Here is a 15,757-nt window from a genome sequence, read left to right as displayed (position 1 = left end):
CTCCTTTAAGTGTTAGAAATAAATATAGCTAATGTAATGATGGCGGTTAATAGATTGGGTGCTGAAAACCAAAGTGAATTCATCATTAATTGGTGACGCGATTCACGGCTATCTTTATTTTCGGTGTGGTAATTAGCTCGATTTCGATCACCACTAACAAAGGCCCCTGATAAAAGGCCGGCAAAAAACAGCGGACCTAACCCACTGAGACCCGTCACCATAAATATAAAATCTAAATTACCCATTATAACGCCTATGACGATGGCTACTAATGCAAAAATCAATCCGTAGCTTAAGGACTTCTTCATACATTCATTCACTCCTCAACAATAGATTTGTAAGTATGAATTAGCTCATCTGAAGTTACACTATATAAATCTAGCATTTGGTTGACATTATTAGCTTTTGCATATCTTTTTACTAATTCATATGCAAAACAATAACCTGCAAATACCGGAACATGTTGTACAGAATCTCCAAAACAAAGTTTTGACTTAATCAGATCATCGGTTGTCTTAAGATAAGGTTTGACTATTAACCAATAATCGTGAACTTTTTGATTGAGATTATTCTTCCACCACCTCAAGTCTTTGTAAAAGGAAAGACTAAAGTATTCAGCAGTCCCTTCCATCTTAAACCAATCAGCAAGTGTAAAATCGTCCAGTGACAATTCATATATTGGATTTAAATGACAGGCGTGATGTGCTTCATGCGTAATCAGGTATTTTAGAAACTCAATATTTGGTTGAGGTGGAACAGCAACAATGATTGTATTCGGACCAAGAGTGAACGCATTAGACCACATGGAGCGATTAAATGATTCGAACCATTTAAATGGCCTTGCTGGTACCACCATAATCGTGGTGTTTTCTAGCGGGATATGTTTATTGGCAATAGTTAATGCCTCATCAAGAGCGTTCTCAATGACATCATAATCCCAACTATGATTCATAATTTCATTTTGAGACATGGATTGGAACTCTAGAAGTTTAAATCGCCTTACAATGTGGTTCCAGTCTTGCATCCAGCTTTGAGATGTAATCAAAGGATCAATTCTCTTATAAAGATAACTATTTAAGTCCGACTGATGCTTTAAAAGTTCTTTGGGTGGTAACTGATCTATTTTCCACATTCGTATCACCTTATTTTTCAGACAATTATAAACATTGTATAATAAAATATAAATACTGGCAAAAACGGGAGGAAATATGGAAATTTACCAGTTAGATCATCAATTTTTTATGGGAGAAGCAATCAAGGAAGCGGAGAAAGCAGGGCTTAGAGGCGACAGACCAATTGGAGCAGTTATTGTACATAAAGGTGAAATCGTAGCGAGAGGTTCAAACCACATTGAAACAGATAACCATAATACAGCTCATGCTGAAATCAATGCCATAAATGAAATACCGGGGTATTTAAGGAAACATGCACGTGAATGTTTGATTTATTCCACAGTCGAACCGTGTGTGATGTGCTTACCTACCATCGTGATGGCGAATATTAGACATATTGTGTTTTCTGTAAAGGATCACTACATGGATACTGAATCGTTAATTAAAAGTAGTGACTATTTGAATAAACGTGTACATAGTTACGTCGGTGGTGTGTTAGAAGAGGATTCATTAAGGGTCATTAAAAAATACCACCCGAGAACAGCTAAGATTATCACGGGTGAACTCGTTTAATTCTGCAAGTCTATTATATCATATATTTTAAGGAAAATTTAGACTACTATTTCGCGCTGGGACCCTTTACCATAGAGAGATACCATATGGGGAGGGATTTTATGTTAGGCTTACAAAAAGGTGAAGTAAAATTAGTTCCACACAACCCAGAATGGACCACAAATTATCAACAAGAGAAAGCTTTATTAGAATCGTTAGTCGGGGAGTATATTGTTGGGATTGAGCACATCGGGAGTACAGCAATCAACGGCATTAAAGCCAAACCGATTATCGACATTATGATTGGGCTTCAACCGTTAGATAATGCTAGGGACTTAGAGTTGAGAACGATGCAGGAAGGTCATTACTATCGGTTACAAAAACAGCAGCTTGAAGGCAAGGTTGTTTTTGCGAAATTTCCAGAGATCCATGAAGGTAATGCTATGAAGACACACTTTTTGCATGTAGTCGAGTACGATGGTGACTGGTGGCATGAGCATATACAGTTCAGAGATCGGTTAAATAATAACCTAGAGTTAGCTAAAGAGTATGAACAATTAAAATTAAATCTAGCGGAACAACACTCTAATGATGTTAAATCATATACTGACCAAAAACTCGAGTTTGTAAAATCTATTATTGATTAATGTAATGAGGCTGGGACAAAACATTTGTTAACCTAGTAAAAGACGAATATTATGGAGTATATCACTCCTAATATTTGTCTTTATTTTTTGCTAAGTCAAAATGCTTCGCTTTCCTCAGGCACGGCTTCAACTTCCCCAAACTCACTTCCGTTCGGGTATTAAGGATGTTCGGCTAAGTTCGCAACGTCCTGCGCCTGCGATTACTCGGCGCAAACTTAAGCCAAGAAGTAATGCAAGTAGCATTTGTTGCAACGCCGAACTGACCCACATCCTGTGGCCCCTCAGCTCGTGCTGTTCCTGAAGGAGTCTCAGCATTTTGACTACGCTAATAGCACCTCAATATTCGTTTTCCATTCAACTACTTTTTTTGTCCCAGCCTCTTTTACTTCTTGTGAATACTATTATGCCGCAGCTTTACCAGAAATGTGAATCAAACGAGATTCTACGAGTCGTTTTCTTACGACAATACCGATCCAACTTGCGAGAAAGGCTTTGATCAGACCGACCACAATGAATGGATAAACACCGGCATCAAGAGCTTCCACCCAGCCTAAACCAGTAACATATTTTAGTTGAATCAGACCGAATAGCAAAATGACCACCATTCTAACGGTGTTAGCCACCATTGCCATCGTTAGCCGGAATGATGTTCGCTCAAGTATGTACCCTGTTAAGAAGGCAGCAGCTACGAACCCTATAATGTATCCACCAGTAGCACCAGTCAGAACTTGGACTCCTGAATTAAATCCTGCAAACACTGGTAAACCAATGGCGCCTAGTGCAGCATAGCAAATCATCGTTAATGCACCTTGCCTACTTCCTAAAATAGTTGCTGTTAACCCGACGGCAAGAGTTTGTCCGCTAATCGGAACTAAGGGAAGAGGAACTTCAACCTGGGCTAGAATAGCAGTAATGGTTGCAAAGATTAAACAATTAACAATTATCCTAAGTACTTTACTTTGATTTTTCATAACTTCTCCTCCTATTGTAAACCATTATTTATTTTAGGTTAACAAATGGCGAGCTGGTTGAATAGTAATCTTTCATATTATTAAATTTTTAATTATATGGACCCAATACTATGTGTCTAAAAAGTTATGTTTCCCAATAAACCATTACAACCTATTAGAAAATTAAATCTGGAAGGATTTTAAGTTTTATGTCTTATTTATAAGCTATTGTATATAAGATTGAGTTCTAGTGGACCTAAAGAGGGTAGATTTTAAATTATACTAAATAATTACGAAAAATCTGAATTTCATTACATTTGCAAACGTGAGAAAATATAAATGTCATTATAAAAATTTCCAGGGGGTAATTTCTAAATGAGAAAAATCACATTGATTTTAGCTACAGCTGCTTTGGCAATGGTATTAGTTGCTTGTGGCACATCAGGAAGTGGTGGTGATGGAGATACATACACAGTTGCAACAGATGCCAACTTCCAGCCGTTTGAGTATAAAAATCCTGATACAGGCGAAATGGAAGGTTTCGATATTGAGCTAATTGAAGCTATTGCAGAGGATCAAGGTTTTGAAGTTGAATTTGAAACAATGGAATTTGACGGACTATTAGGTTCGATGAGATCTGCCAAACATGATATTGGTATTGCGGGTATTTCTATTACAGAAGATCGTAAAGAGTTTATTGATTTCTCTGATTCATACTATGATTCAGGATTAATCTTGGCAGTTCCTAATGATTCTGATATAGAATCAATTGACGATATTGATGGCCTAAATGTAGGGGCACGTCAAGGATCTACTAGTGAAGACTATTTATTAGATAACACAGATGCAGAAGTTACAGCATTCCCAGAGATTGTAACAGCTTATATGGACTTACAACGTGGACGTTTAGATGCGGTTTTATATGATTTACCAAACGTTCAGTATTATATTAAAGAAGAAGCATCTGACAGCCTTAAAACCGTAGGCGATGTGTTAGAGGGTCAGCCATACGGTATTGCGTTACCGAAAGATGAAAACCCAGAATTACTGGAATCTATTAATGAAGGGTTAGCAAATGTAAAAGAGAACGGTACTTATGACGAAATTTATGAAAAGTGGTTTGGGGAAGCACCACCACAGTAATTTATGAAAACTAGAAAATAGGCGTAACAAGGTTGATCTTGTTACGCTATTTTTCCCCCTTTTATAAGGGTAAATAGTATGTGAAAAATGATGGTTGTCGCTATTAACCATGTTTTTCATAAAGGGAGAGATCTAACTAACATGATTGAAAGCTTTTTAGACACAGCATATGTGAAATCCCTTCCCTATTTATTGGAAGGGCTTAAATATACGGTTTATATTACGCTTGTTGGGTTGTTTTTTGGTTTTATTTTAGGTGCCATTACCGGTTTGGGAAGGTTATCCAAAATTTCGATCTTCAGATGGATTACAACTGTTTATGTTGAGGTAATCAGAGGGACACCTATATTAGCTCAAGTACTATTTATATACTATGGTGTGACATTATTTGATATTGGTAAGCTAACGGCTGCGATTATTGCTATTACGCTAAATGCTGGTGCGTACATTGCAGAGATTGTTCGTGGTGCCGTTTATTCGATTGATAAAGGACAACACGAAGCGGGTCGTGCGATTGGTCTAACTGAGAGACAAACGATGCGCTATATTATTTGGCCACAGGCTTTTAAACGTATGATTCCACCTTTAGGTAATCAATTTATCATTAGTCTTAAAGATACATCTCTATTCTCAGTCATCGCTGTTACTGAATTACTTTACATGGGGAAACAGTATTACAATACTACCTTTGAAATCTTTGAGACATTGATTATGGTGTGTATTTTCTACTTACTCATCACGATCCCAACATCTATTATTTTACGTCGTGTAGAAAGGAAGCTTGATGTATAAATGATCACTGTTAGAGATTTACACAAATCGTTTGGTAACTTGGAAGTCCTAAAGGGAATTGACGCAGAAGTCAAACCTCAAGAGGTGGTCTGTGTGATCGGGCCTTCTGGTTCAGGGAAAAGTACGTTTTTACGTTGTCTAAACTTACTTGAAGACGTAACGTCAGGTCAAGTAGAAATTGATGGTCAAGTATTAACAGATCCGGGAATTGATATTAATGAAGTGCGTTCACAAGTTGGTATGGTATTTCAACATTTTAATTTATTTCCACATAAAACTGTTCTTGAAAATGTGACTCTTGGCCCTATTAAAGTTAGAGGTATGAGTGAAGATGCAGCTAAAGAAAATGGAGTTAAGTTATTAGAAAAAGTGGGGTTAGGTGAAAAGGCTGATGCCTACCCAGACAGTTTATCTGGCGGTCAAAAACAACGTGTTGCAATTGCGAGGTCATTAGCAATGGATCCTAAAGTCATGTTATTTGATGAACCAACTTCAGCACTGGATCCAGAATTAGTTGGTGATGTATTAGAAGTTATGAAGGATCTAGCTAGAGAAGGTATGACAATGGTTGTGGTTACACATGAAATGGGCTTCGCTAAAGAAGTTGGAGATCGTGTATTCTTCATGGATGAAGGTGTCATTATGGAAGAAGGGAATCCAAAGCAAATTTTTGATAACCCTCAAAATCCTCGTACACAATCATTCTTAAGTAAAATCCTATAATTAAGCCAACCTTTCAGCTTTACGCTGTTCGGTAAAGTCGTACCACTTCTTATTGCTTTCAGGGTTGTTGGCATAGTGTATAATGCAACGGATCTGATCCTCAACACAAGGGTCGATTTGTTCGCCAACTTTAACCTCTAAACTTTCGAACAAAGTTTTCGGATCATAGTCTTTGATTTCATGCAACGTATATATATTTAAATAATGAACTAAATTATAAGCCATTCGGTAGCCGATTGAAGGGATTTGTTGAAATGTCGCAAGACCTACTAAGACTCTCGCCCTTTCAAACGTGCACTGGGTGGCTTTTGCTAATTCATCTGGACGTAGTAAGTGTAAGTCAGCAATCTTAATTTTAGCACTTCTTAACTTTTTTCGCTCTAAATCAGTTAAATGAAGTTTTACGGTCATTGTATAACCTCCATTAATTGGAATAATTTTGCTTACTCTTATATTATCCTACTTTTCCAAAAATTACACAAATAAAAACTAACCCCTTTTCTTAAGGGGTTAGTAACGGGCCAGTATATTCTGCTTTAGGCCTAAAAATTACATTATCTGATCGTTGCTCCAGAACATGTGCTGACCAACCGACAATCCGACTGGCTGTGAAGGTTGCTGTAAATATAGATGAATCAATTTTGAGAGCCCTCATTACAGCAGCTGCATAGTACTCAACGTTGGTATATAAGTTGCGTCCTGGCTTTAATTCGCTTAATACATCGATTGCAATATGTTCCACCTTAAGGGCCAATTCAAACCAATCATCAGCCTCTTGGTTGTGTTGGATGATTTGTTTCAAAGCTATGGCGCGAGGGTCCAAGGTTTTGTACACACGGTGCCCGAATCCCATAAGCTTTTCTCCGTTAGCTACTTTATTCCGAATAAGTTCCTCAAGATCACTAGACTGAGATGCTTCGTTCAATAAATCTAGTACACCAGTTGGAGCCCCACCATGTAACGGTCCTTTCATGGTACCTATTGCAGACGCAATAGCAGACGCAAAATCTGATTCAGTTGATGCAGTTACTCTAGCTGAGAATGTAGAAGCATTTAATCCGTGTTCCATTGTTAAAATCATGTATGTCTCAAGAGGTTGGGTAAATTCGGATTTTGGTTCTTCGCCTGTCACCATGTAGTAGTAATAAGCAACATGAGGTAAGTCAGTTCGTTCAGTTGGATAATTTCTAATACCTAATGCGTCTAATCGATAAGCAATGATTGCTGGAATTTTGGAAGTCATTTTTATAGCATCTTGAACGGTAGGTTGATGATAGTCGTTTAATGTTATGGAGGAGATTGCTGTTCGTAAGACACTTAGCATATCTAATTCCTCTGGTATATTTGCGATAATAGTTTTTAGATAATCGGGTATAGATCTGTGGTTCTTAAACTCATTTGTAATCCATGCAAGCTCGCTCTCATCAGGCAATTTACTAAACCATAGTAAGTAAGCGACCTCTTCAAAAGAGTGATGTAAAGCTAACTCTTTAGCTTGGTAGCCAGCATAAATTAATTCGCCTTTTTCTCCATCAATTTTACTAAGCTTTGTTTCTGTACACACGACACCTTTAAGTCCTTTATTAATCATGACCATCCCTCCTTATATTGTCTACTTATAGTATATGATGTAAGATTAATTAATAAAATTAAATAATATTAAATGGTATGATTAATAATATTAATGGAAAGGTGAAATCAATGGAACTGTCATGGATGAAGACGTTTGTTACGGTAGCGGATCTAGGTAACTTTCGGAAGGCATCTGAAGCATTATACGTTTCCCAGCCAACGGTAACGGTCCACATTAAGGCATTAGAAAAAGAACTTGGTGTGACGTTATTTGAACGAGGAAAACGATTTGTTCGGCTGACTGAAGAGGGGAGAATTTATCTTGAGCAAGCAAGGCAATTGTTATCACTGCATCAGGAAGGTTTGGCAAAAATCCATTCATATGCACAAGGTTACAGAAGAGCGCTTAAGTTGGCCATTTCACCTTTAATCGCAGATACGATTATGCCTTTTGTTTTGAAAAAATATTTAGAAGAGAACCCAGACCTGGAAGTATCGGTTGAAGTCATGGAGTCTAACCATATTGAACAAGCTGTACTAAATGAAAAAGTGGATATAGGTTTTACGTTGCAAGAAGCAAAAGACCAACAACTCCATGAGGTTAAATTATACGATGATCCCGTTGTCTTTTGTGTGCCTCACGATGGGCTAGATGCAGAGACGGCACCTGGTATGGTTATAGAGCATGTTCTTGAGGATTATTACTTATTAACTCATAATCATCCGATGTATTGGGATTCATTGCTCACGCAAATAAAGGGGCATTATCCGAGCATTAAAACAATGAAAGTGTCACAGAATCATATCACAAAGCGGTTTATTATTAGTGGATTGGGGGTTTCTTTTTTACCGAAGTCAACCATTAGAAGAGAAGTGTTAGAAGGGCGGATTTTACAGGTTGAAGTACCAGAATTTAGCTTGCCAGTCGTAAGCACTTATGCATTGACGAAATATCATCATACATTAGAAAAACAGTTTATCGATTTCGTCTCGGCATTTCATTTTCAGTAAAAATGTACGCCTGAATGGTTTCGCGAGCCAATTCAACTGAGATTATGAAAAAATCCCGCCAAAGCAGGATTTTAATCCATCTCAACAACATAAGATGTTAGTTCTTTTATTTTTCCAGATTCTACACTATCCAATTTATACACATCACAAAAACCATACTTTTTGTCTTCGCCTTCTCTTGTCGTAAATGTAATGACACCATTTACTGAAGCGGCCGTGTCATGAGTGATCGTATTGTGGATGTTTAATTTAAAGGTGTCATTTGTGTTCATGCCACCAAGTGCTTCCTTCAATGCTTCTTTTCCAACGATCATATCATCTCCGACCATTTCCCATCGTACATCTTCTGTAACGCTTTCTAAGATAAAATCCAAATCACCTGTCATAAATGCTTGATTGAATTTCTCGAAAAACGCCTGACGTTCTGTAGCCATACGATCACTCCTTTTCATAATTTTTTATTAATTTAGTTTAATGGCTCAACGCTAGGTGCTTCAACTAATTAACTTATAAGAGACGCTAATTTAGTTATATAGTCTTGTAAAATATTAATTGAGTCAGTAGGGTTCCCTTTTATACATTTATTTGGAAGTTATTGAACTCCTAAAAGAAGGTATTTTTAATAAATAAATAGAAGTAAGTTAGGGAGAATACTCAAACAGGAGGTTGCTATGACACAGCCAATTGATTTAGGAAATGACATGACATTAATAGATTTGTATGACTTAGGAATGCCAGAGCGGACAGGTGCGTATGTACTGCACTCAGATGAACTGACGATTGTTGAGACGAGTGCGAGTCCGTCAGTTCCGTATTTGCTTGAAGGGTTGAAAGATTTGGATATTGACCCTAAGGACGTTAAGCATATTATCGTGACACATATTCACTTGGATCATGCTGGTGGCGTTGGTCTATTTTTAAAACATTGTCCAAATGCGAAGGTGTATGTTCATCCTAAAGGAAAGCGCCATTTAACTGATCCAACAAAATTAATTGCGGGTGCTAAAGCCGTGTACGGTGAACAATTTGATGAGTTGTTCGACCCGATTGTACCGGTCCCAGAAGACCGTTTAGTTGATATGGACGATGGTGAAACACTCAACATTGGTAACCGAGTGTTAACTTTTTATGATTCACCAGGTCATGCCAAGCACCATTTCAGTATTCACGATTCGTTGAGTAACGGCATTTTTACAGGTGATACAATTGGAGTTCACTATCCGCAAGCAGAAGGGTTGAACTTCGTGCTGCCATCAACATCACCGAACCAATTCGATCCAGATGCAATGATTCAATCACTTGAGAAAATTGAAAGCCTGGCTGTCGAACAGATATATTTTGGTCACTACGGTCGATCTCGTGATCCGAAACATGTTTATGAGCAGATTCGTTTCTGGTTACCACGTTTTGTTGAAGTAGGAGAGAAGGTTGTTGAAAAACAACCAGAAGCTTCTTTTGAAATAAAAACGGCATCAGTTGCGGAAGGACTCCAAAGCCTTGTGACCACTCATTTAGTTGAACAAAATATTCCTAGTAATCATACCGTCTATAAGTATTTAAATCTGGATTTAAAGGTTTGCGCCATGGGGATTGTGGATTATCTGGCTAAAAAATAAATATTAGTTTAAACTCCGCCAAGTGCGGAGTTTTTTAATGAAAAAGGTCGATAAAACGAGTTTAGGGGTCGATAAAACGATGATTTTTACCGAGTCGACAAATTTCGTGGTCGATATTTTATGAAATGGGGTCGATAAATCAACAAATGGGGTCAATAACTATGTTGTTGGTGGACCATCGCCAAAAAGGAAGGCTTTTGCACAAGCAAAAACCTCCAACAGAACTATAAGACGGGAGCTTTTTCGCCCACGCGAAAAAGCTTCAACATAAATTATTTAAAAAACATTGACAATGACTAAATTTCAGATTATGATGGAAAACATCACAAATTAATAACGAAAACCGAAATATAATCTTCTTATCTCGAGAGGTGGAGGGACTGGCCCTTTGAAACCTCGGCAGCGGGTCTGGTGACAATCAGACACTGTGCCAAGTCCAGCAAACATGTTTGATGTTTGAAAGATAAGAAGAGTTGGGATACATACACGAATGCAACCCTCTCTTCTTATTCTTTTTTGGATAAGGAGAGAGGGTTTTTTGTTTAGGAGGAACATAGATGATTCGCTTTGATCAAGTAACAAAGTCATTCGAGCATGAAGGAACATCGTTTAAAGCGGTTGATCAAGTTGATTTAGAAATTCAAAAAGGTGAAATCTTTGGGGTTATTGGCTTTAGTGGTGCCGGTAAAAGTACGTTGGTACGACTCGTAAATCAGTTGGAGCGTCCAACGGCTGGAAAAGTGCTCATTGATGGTCAGGATATGTCGCAAGTATCCACCAATGAGTTACGAAATATTAGACGTGGAATCGGGATGATTTTTCAGCACTTTAACTTACTTGAGACGAAGACCGTTTTTCACAACGTGGCTTTTCCATTAGCGTTAGCTGGAATGCCAAAGCGGAAAGTGAAAGACCGTGTCAATGAGATTCTTGAGTTTGTCGGATTAAGTGACAGAGCCAACCACTACCCAGACCAATTGTCAGGCGGGCAAAAACAACGTGTCGGAATCGCGAGGGCCCTTGCGACTTCACCTAGCATTTTGCTTTGTGATGAAGCGACTTCAGCACTTGACCCTGAAACGACGAAGTCTATATTGAAGCTATTAAAAAAGGTCCGCGACGAGTACAATATCACGATTCTTATGATCACTCATGAAATGAATGTCATTAAAGAGATTTGTGACCGAGTGGCCGTCATGGAGGATGGAAAAGTCGTGGAGTCAGGTTCCATTTTTGACCTTTTCTCACAACCACAACACCAAACGACACAGAAATTCGTCCAAACCGTCATGAACGACGAAATTCCGGCTTCTATCTTAAAAGAAGTAGAAACGCGCCACATCTATCGTGTTACCTTTACAGATGGTTCGGCAAGTCAACCCGTCTTATCAGGTGTGGCGAAGGAGTTTAACGTTGAAGTGAACGTGTTGTACGGACAAATTACAGAACTTCAAGAAACACCGTTTGGAAACTTAATCGTCGAGTTTCAAGGTGATGATCGGGAAATCCAAAGAGCTTTAGAACACATCAAGAAACAAGTAATCATCCAGGAGGTGAAGGCAGATGGACGTTAACATTGTAGAAATGATGCCAAGAATTATTGAAGCAACGAATGAAACGCTGTTAATGGTGTTTATCTCATTGGCGTTAGCATGTCTAATCGGAATCCCTTTAGGCGTTGCTTTAGTCGCGACTCGTGAGCATGGTTTAATGGAAAATGGTGCAATCTTCAACGTACTAAACGTGATCGTGAATATATTCCGCTCGATTCCGTTTATTATTTTACTGGTTGCCATTTTACCGATCACTAGGTTCATCGTGGGAACGTCAATTGGTACAGCTGCGGCAGTGGTACCACTCGTCTTCTTCGCTGCTCCGTTTGTAGCTAGACTTGTAGAAAGTAGCTTGCTAGAGGTGAACAATGGAGTTGTCGAAGCGGCACAAGCAATGGGCGCTTCTAATTGGCAAATCATTTTCCGAGTGTTGTTGCCTGAAGCGTTAAGCTCTATTACGTTAAACCTCACAATTGCAACGATCGGATTAGTCGGAGCATCCGCTATGGCAGGCTTCGTCGGTGGTGGCGGCCTTGGTGATTTAGCAATTTCCTACGGCTATCAACGCTTTGAAACAGACATTATGATCGCGACAGTCGTTCTACTTGTCGTACTTGTCCAAATCGTACAGATGATTGGAAATTATTTATCTAAAAAACTACGAAGATTATAACTTAGGAGGCACAAACAATGAAAAAACTAATTAGTATTTCACTAGCACTATTTGTTACAGCTATTATTCTAGCAGGTTGCGGATCAGGATCTGACTCAAATGAAACAGTTAAAGTAGGATTAAATGGTTCTGGCGTTCCAATATGGGAAAAAGTAAAAGAACTAGCAGCTGAAGAAGGTATTGAATTAGAGCTAGTCGAATTTTCGGATTATGTTAGACCTAACTTAGCGTTAGCTGATGGTGACATTGACCTTAACGCGTTCCAAACGGTCTCTTACTTTGATGCATTTATTGAAGAGCGCAATCTAGACTTAGAGCCGATTGCAGCAACCCTCATTGCACCAATGGGAATCTATTCAGATAAATATGAACGTGTAGATGAAATTCCAGACGGAGCATCAGTTGCCCTGCCAAAAGAAGCGACTAATATGGGGCGTGCTCTTCTATTACTAGAAAAAGCGGGATTAATCGGACTTCCAGAAGGTTTTGATGGAAACGGCTCAATCGAAAAGGTTCAGGAAAATCCTAAGAACCTAAAGTTTGAACCTGTCGTAGCGGCTCAAACACCACGAGTATTACCTGATGTAGCAATCTCTGTAATTAATAACGGAGTTGCAGTTGAAGCTGGGTTCAACCCAGTCAATGATTCTATTTTTGTTGAGGATGATACAGCGACACCTTATATTAATATCATCGCCGCACAATCTAGTGAAGCCGGTAATGAAACGTACCAGAAAATCGTAGACATTTATCAAACTGAAGAGGTTGCTCAGCATATCCGTGAAGTTTACGATGACTCACTTATCCCAACCTTTGTTGAGTTAGAAGAGATTGGTTGGTAAGCATACGTCAAGTTTAAGCCGCACCTAAGGATTCAAACCCTTGAGTGCGGCTCTAACTTTTCCATCTCAAACATATCGATAAAACGCCTCGCACTCTTCGTTAAGTACCGATCCTTCGACCAGATTAAAGCCGACTGCGATGATATGGTCTCATCACTAATCTTAAGCATCCGAATACCCTCTATGTTTTTATGATGAAAAGTTGATTCAGGAATGACCGTCGCACCAACACCTGACCTAACGAGCTCCAAAATCATATCCACATCGGGACAATCTAAAATAATATTAGGATTAAGGTCGTGACGTTTAAATTTTTCTAAAATCACCTCGTATTGCCCCACACCTTGAATTCGATGTAACAGCATTAATGGGTAGGTTGCCAACTCATTCATAGAAATGTATTGTTCATTTGGAAATTCCCACTCAGTAGGCAAGACCGCAACGTAACCTTCATCCGGTAATTGTAAATAATCGAACTGATCTAAATCTAGAGGCAGTCGGATGATGGCAAAATCAAGTTCATGATTAATCAGATGCTCAGCTAAAGTGTAAGAATCACCCTCTTTTAAGCGAAACGATATTTGAGGGTATTGAGTCCTGAATAGGTTAAGTTTGTTGGGTATATATGAAAAGCAAGTCTTCACACATCCAATCGCAAGATGCCCTGTAAACCCTTCACCTATATCCCTCACTTCGGTAACCGTATCGTCAAGGTGGGAAAAGAGCGTTTCTACTTTTTGAAACAAAACTTCTCCAGCTTCCGTTAGAACAAGCTTTCGAGATTGTCGATCGAATAAGGTGACACCGAGTTCAGTTTCTAGGTCTTTGAGGCTTTTACTTAGAGGAGGCTGTTGGATGTGGAGTTTCTTAGCTGCTTTTGTGATTTGGCCTTCTGTTGCAATCGTATGGAAGTACTTTAAACGTTTGAAATCCATCGATCAACTCAACTCCTATATATTTTTTATATAGATTTATAACCTAATTAATATTTTTAATATATCAGAAGTCGTGCTAATATTCAAAATATAAAGTAAATAAAGCGCTTACAAAGTTTTTGAGGAGGAGAGATTATGCCAGCTAAAACGGGTAAGGAGTATATCGAACGCCTAAAGAAGGCCAATAACAATGTCTATATCGGAGGGGAACGTGTGGAGGATGTCACCGAACACCCAGCGTTTAAAGGCGTTGTTCAATCAATGGCTAAATTATACGACATTCAATATGAAAAACCAGAAAAGATGTTATATAAATCCCCAACAACAGGTGATCAAGTCAGTAAAACATTTATGCTTCCAAAAACAATTGACGACTTAATTGCTCGCCGTGAAGCGATTATGGAGTGGCAAGATTTTACCAAGGGTGTAATGGGGCGCTCACCAGATTACTTAAATGCTGAAGTTATGACAATGGAAGCGGCTTATGACTTTTACGGCCAAGACAATCCACTTTTTGCTGAAAACGCTAGAAAGTATGCAGAGTATGCAAGAGAAAATGACCTAAGTTTGACCCACACACTAATTCACCCACAAGTTAACCGCGCAAAAATCCAAGCTGAACAAAAAGACGCCAACGTAGCTCTACATGTCGTTGAGAAGAATGACGATGGTGTCGTTGTTGATGGAATTAGGTTGCTTGCAACACAGGGTGGAATTACAGATGAGATTATGGTGTTTCCATCAACAGTGAAAAAAGCTGGAGAAAAAGACGATCCATACTCATTAGCATTTGCGATTCCTAACAACACGCCAGGCTTAAAGTACTTAAGCCGAGAATCGTTTGACTACGGTAAAAATAATTACGACCACCCTCTAGGTTCGAAGTTTGAAGAAGGGGACACAATCATCGCATTTGATAACGTGTTAGTGCCGTGGGACCGTATTTTTATTCTAGAAAACTCAACCATTTGTAATCAAGCTTTTGCGGAAACAAATGCTGTGGTTCATATGACACATCAGGTCGTCGCTAAGGACATTGCCAAAACGGAATTTTTACTTGGTGTTGTCTTAACGTTAATGGACTCAATCGGTATTGATGGATTCCAGCATGTTAAAGACAAAGGAACCGAAATTATGCTGACTTTAGAAAACATGAAGTCACATCTATTCCGTGCTGAGCATAATGCAAAGCTTGATAAGTGGGGCATGATGACACCTGATTTTGAAGCACTAAATGCAGCTCGTAACTGGTATCCAAGAGTTTACCCACGCCTGGCTGAGATCTTAAGAATTCTTGGTGCATCAGGCATGATGGGGATTCCGAGTTATGATGATTTTAGTTCAGAAGAGATTGGACCTATTTTACACAGAGCGATGCAAGGTAAAAATGTTGAAGGATTCGAACGTGTTCAAATATTCCGCTTAGCTTGGGATCTAACGATGAGTGCTTTTGGAAGCAGGCAAACACATTACGAATATTATTTCTTTGGAGACCCAATTAAGATGGGAATGGCTTACTTCGATCAATACGATAAAGAGAAGTACAAAGACATGGTGAAAGACTTTTTGAAGCGTGAGAATGTGGAGAAGCCAAATGCGATAAAAAGTGGATTGAACGTTTAAAAACTCACTGAGG

The 15,757-nt window shown here is 38.7% G+C and carries 18 protein-coding genes and 1 riboswitch; of the genes, 11 read left to right on the top strand and 7 right to left on the bottom strand.

Features of this window, described 5'->3' with window-relative positions:
• Nucleotides 1-5: 5 nt before the first annotated feature.
• Nucleotides 6-308, bottom strand: coding sequence for a DUF5316 domain-containing protein (locus tag ACTWQB_RS01235; RefSeq protein ID WP_443137364.1), 303 nt, complete (start codon nt 306-308; stop codon nt 6-8).
• A gap of 8 nt (nt 309-316) precedes the next feature.
• Entirely contained in the window at nt 317-1,132 is an 816-nt protein-coding gene (locus ACTWQB_RS01230) for a DUF2268 domain-containing putative Zn-dependent protease (RefSeq protein ID WP_443137363.1), read from the bottom strand.
• 76 nt (nt 1,133-1,208) lie between these two features.
• Between ACTWQB_RS01230 and ACTWQB_RS01225 the strand changes: the two genes are divergently transcribed.
• Complete coding sequence (locus ACTWQB_RS01225; protein ID WP_443137362.1) at nt 1,209-1,685, top strand: nucleoside deaminase; 477 nt, start codon at nt 1,209-1,211, stop codon at nt 1,683-1,685.
• Between the two features lie 101 nt (nt 1,686-1,786).
• Nucleotides 1,787-2,311 (top strand): GrpB family protein, encoded by a 525-nt coding sequence (locus ACTWQB_RS01220; protein WP_443137361.1) that lies wholly within the window; start codon nt 1,787-1,789, stop codon nt 2,309-2,311.
• A 401-nt stretch (nt 2,312-2,712) separates the two neighbouring features.
• Here the strand turns inward: ACTWQB_RS01220 and ACTWQB_RS01215 are convergent, their stop codons facing one another.
• Complete coding sequence (locus ACTWQB_RS01215) at nt 2,713-3,282, bottom strand: biotin transporter BioY (RefSeq protein WP_443137360.1); 570 nt, start codon at nt 3,280-3,282, stop codon at nt 2,713-2,715.
• Nucleotides 3,283-3,636: 354 nt separating this feature from the next.
• On the opposite strand from ACTWQB_RS01215, the gene ACTWQB_RS01210 reads away from it, so the two are divergent.
• From ACTWQB_RS01210 to ACTWQB_RS01200, 3 genes are all read left to right on the top strand, one after another.
• Entirely contained in the window at nt 3,637-4,404 is a 768-nt protein-coding gene (locus tag ACTWQB_RS01210; protein ID WP_443137359.1) for a transporter substrate-binding domain-containing protein, read from the top strand.
• Nucleotides 4,405-4,545: 141 nt separating this feature from the next.
• The gene (locus ACTWQB_RS01205; RefSeq protein WP_443137358.1) at nt 4,546-5,196 is read left to right on the top strand and encodes an amino acid ABC transporter permease; all 651 of its coding nucleotides are present in this window, start codon (nt 4,546-4,548) and stop codon (nt 5,194-5,196) included.
• Complete coding sequence (locus ACTWQB_RS01200; protein ID WP_443137357.1) at nt 5,197-5,919, top strand: amino acid ABC transporter ATP-binding protein; 723 nt, start codon at nt 5,197-5,199, stop codon at nt 5,917-5,919.
• Here the strand turns inward: ACTWQB_RS01200 and ACTWQB_RS01195 are convergent, their stop codons facing one another.
• Together ACTWQB_RS01195 and ACTWQB_RS01190 are read right to left on the bottom strand one after the other, a co-directional pair.
• On the bottom strand, nt 5,920-6,330 hold the full coding sequence (locus ACTWQB_RS01195) for a helix-hairpin-helix domain-containing protein (protein ID WP_443137356.1): 411 nt from the start codon (nt 6,328-6,330) through the stop codon (nt 5,920-5,922).
• 91 nt (nt 6,331-6,421) lie between these two features.
• Nucleotides 6,422-7,510, bottom strand: coding sequence for a citrate/2-methylcitrate synthase (locus ACTWQB_RS01190; RefSeq protein WP_443137355.1), 1,089 nt, complete (start codon nt 7,508-7,510; stop codon nt 6,422-6,424).
• Between the two features lie 77 nt (nt 7,511-7,587).
• Here ACTWQB_RS01190 and ACTWQB_RS01185 point away from each other — a divergent pair, with 77 nt between their 5' ends.
• On the top strand, nt 7,588-8,502 hold the full coding sequence (locus tag ACTWQB_RS01185) for a LysR family transcriptional regulator (RefSeq protein WP_443137354.1): 915 nt from the start codon (nt 7,588-7,590) through the stop codon (nt 8,500-8,502).
• A 71-nt stretch (nt 8,503-8,573) separates the two neighbouring features.
• Here the strand turns inward: ACTWQB_RS01185 and ACTWQB_RS01180 are convergent, their stop codons facing one another.
• The gene (locus tag ACTWQB_RS01180) at nt 8,574-8,936 is read right to left on the bottom strand and encodes a nuclear transport factor 2 family protein (protein WP_443137353.1); all 363 of its coding nucleotides are present in this window, start codon (nt 8,934-8,936) and stop codon (nt 8,574-8,576) included.
• Nucleotides 8,937-9,173: 237 nt separating this feature from the next.
• Here ACTWQB_RS01180 and ACTWQB_RS01175 point away from each other — a divergent pair, with 237 nt between their 5' ends.
• The 4 genes from ACTWQB_RS01175 to ACTWQB_RS01160 all read left to right on the top strand — a co-directional run bounded on the left by ACTWQB_RS01175 (nt 9,174) and on the right by ACTWQB_RS01160 (nt 13,186).
• Complete coding sequence (locus ACTWQB_RS01175) at nt 9,174-10,118, top strand: MBL fold metallo-hydrolase (RefSeq protein ID WP_443137352.1); 945 nt, start codon at nt 9,174-9,176, stop codon at nt 10,116-10,118.
• Nucleotides 10,119-10,474: 356 nt separating this feature from the next.
• Nucleotides 10,475-10,588: riboswitch (SAM riboswitch) on the top strand.
• An 87-nt stretch (nt 10,589-10,675) separates the two neighbouring features.
• Entirely contained in the window at nt 10,676-11,692 is a 1,017-nt protein-coding gene (locus ACTWQB_RS01170) for a methionine ABC transporter ATP-binding protein (protein WP_443137351.1), read from the top strand.
• Entirely contained in the window at nt 11,682-12,344 is a 663-nt protein-coding gene (locus tag ACTWQB_RS01165) for a methionine ABC transporter permease (protein WP_443137350.1), read from the top strand. The genes ACTWQB_RS01170 and ACTWQB_RS01165 overlap by 11 nt, the downstream gene beginning before the upstream one ends.
• Nucleotides 12,345-12,361: 17 nt before the next feature.
• On the top strand, nt 12,362-13,186 hold the full coding sequence (locus tag ACTWQB_RS01160) for a MetQ/NlpA family ABC transporter substrate-binding protein (protein ID WP_443137349.1): 825 nt from the start codon (nt 12,362-12,364) through the stop codon (nt 13,184-13,186).
• A gap of 32 nt (nt 13,187-13,218) precedes the next feature.
• On the opposite strand, the gene ACTWQB_RS01155 is transcribed toward ACTWQB_RS01160, so the two are convergent.
• Complete coding sequence (locus ACTWQB_RS01155) at nt 13,219-14,121, bottom strand: LysR family transcriptional regulator (protein WP_443137348.1); 903 nt, start codon at nt 14,119-14,121, stop codon at nt 13,219-13,221.
• Nucleotides 14,122-14,256: 135 nt separating this feature from the next.
• Here ACTWQB_RS01155 and hpaB point away from each other — a divergent pair, with 135 nt between their 5' ends.
• The gene (gene hpaB / locus ACTWQB_RS01150) at nt 14,257-15,744 is read left to right on the top strand and encodes a 4-hydroxyphenylacetate 3-monooxygenase, oxygenase component (protein WP_443137347.1); all 1,488 of its coding nucleotides are present in this window, start codon (nt 14,257-14,259) and stop codon (nt 15,742-15,744) included.
• Nucleotides 15,745-15,757: the final 13 nt, after the last annotated feature.

This window comes from Piscibacillus sp. B03 (assembly GCF_052246295.1).
GTDB lineage: Bacteria > Bacillota > Bacilli > Bacillales > Alkalibacillaceae > Piscibacillus.
Note: the sequence above shows the minus strand (reverse complement) of the source record. Positions and strands in the feature narration are given on the sequence as shown.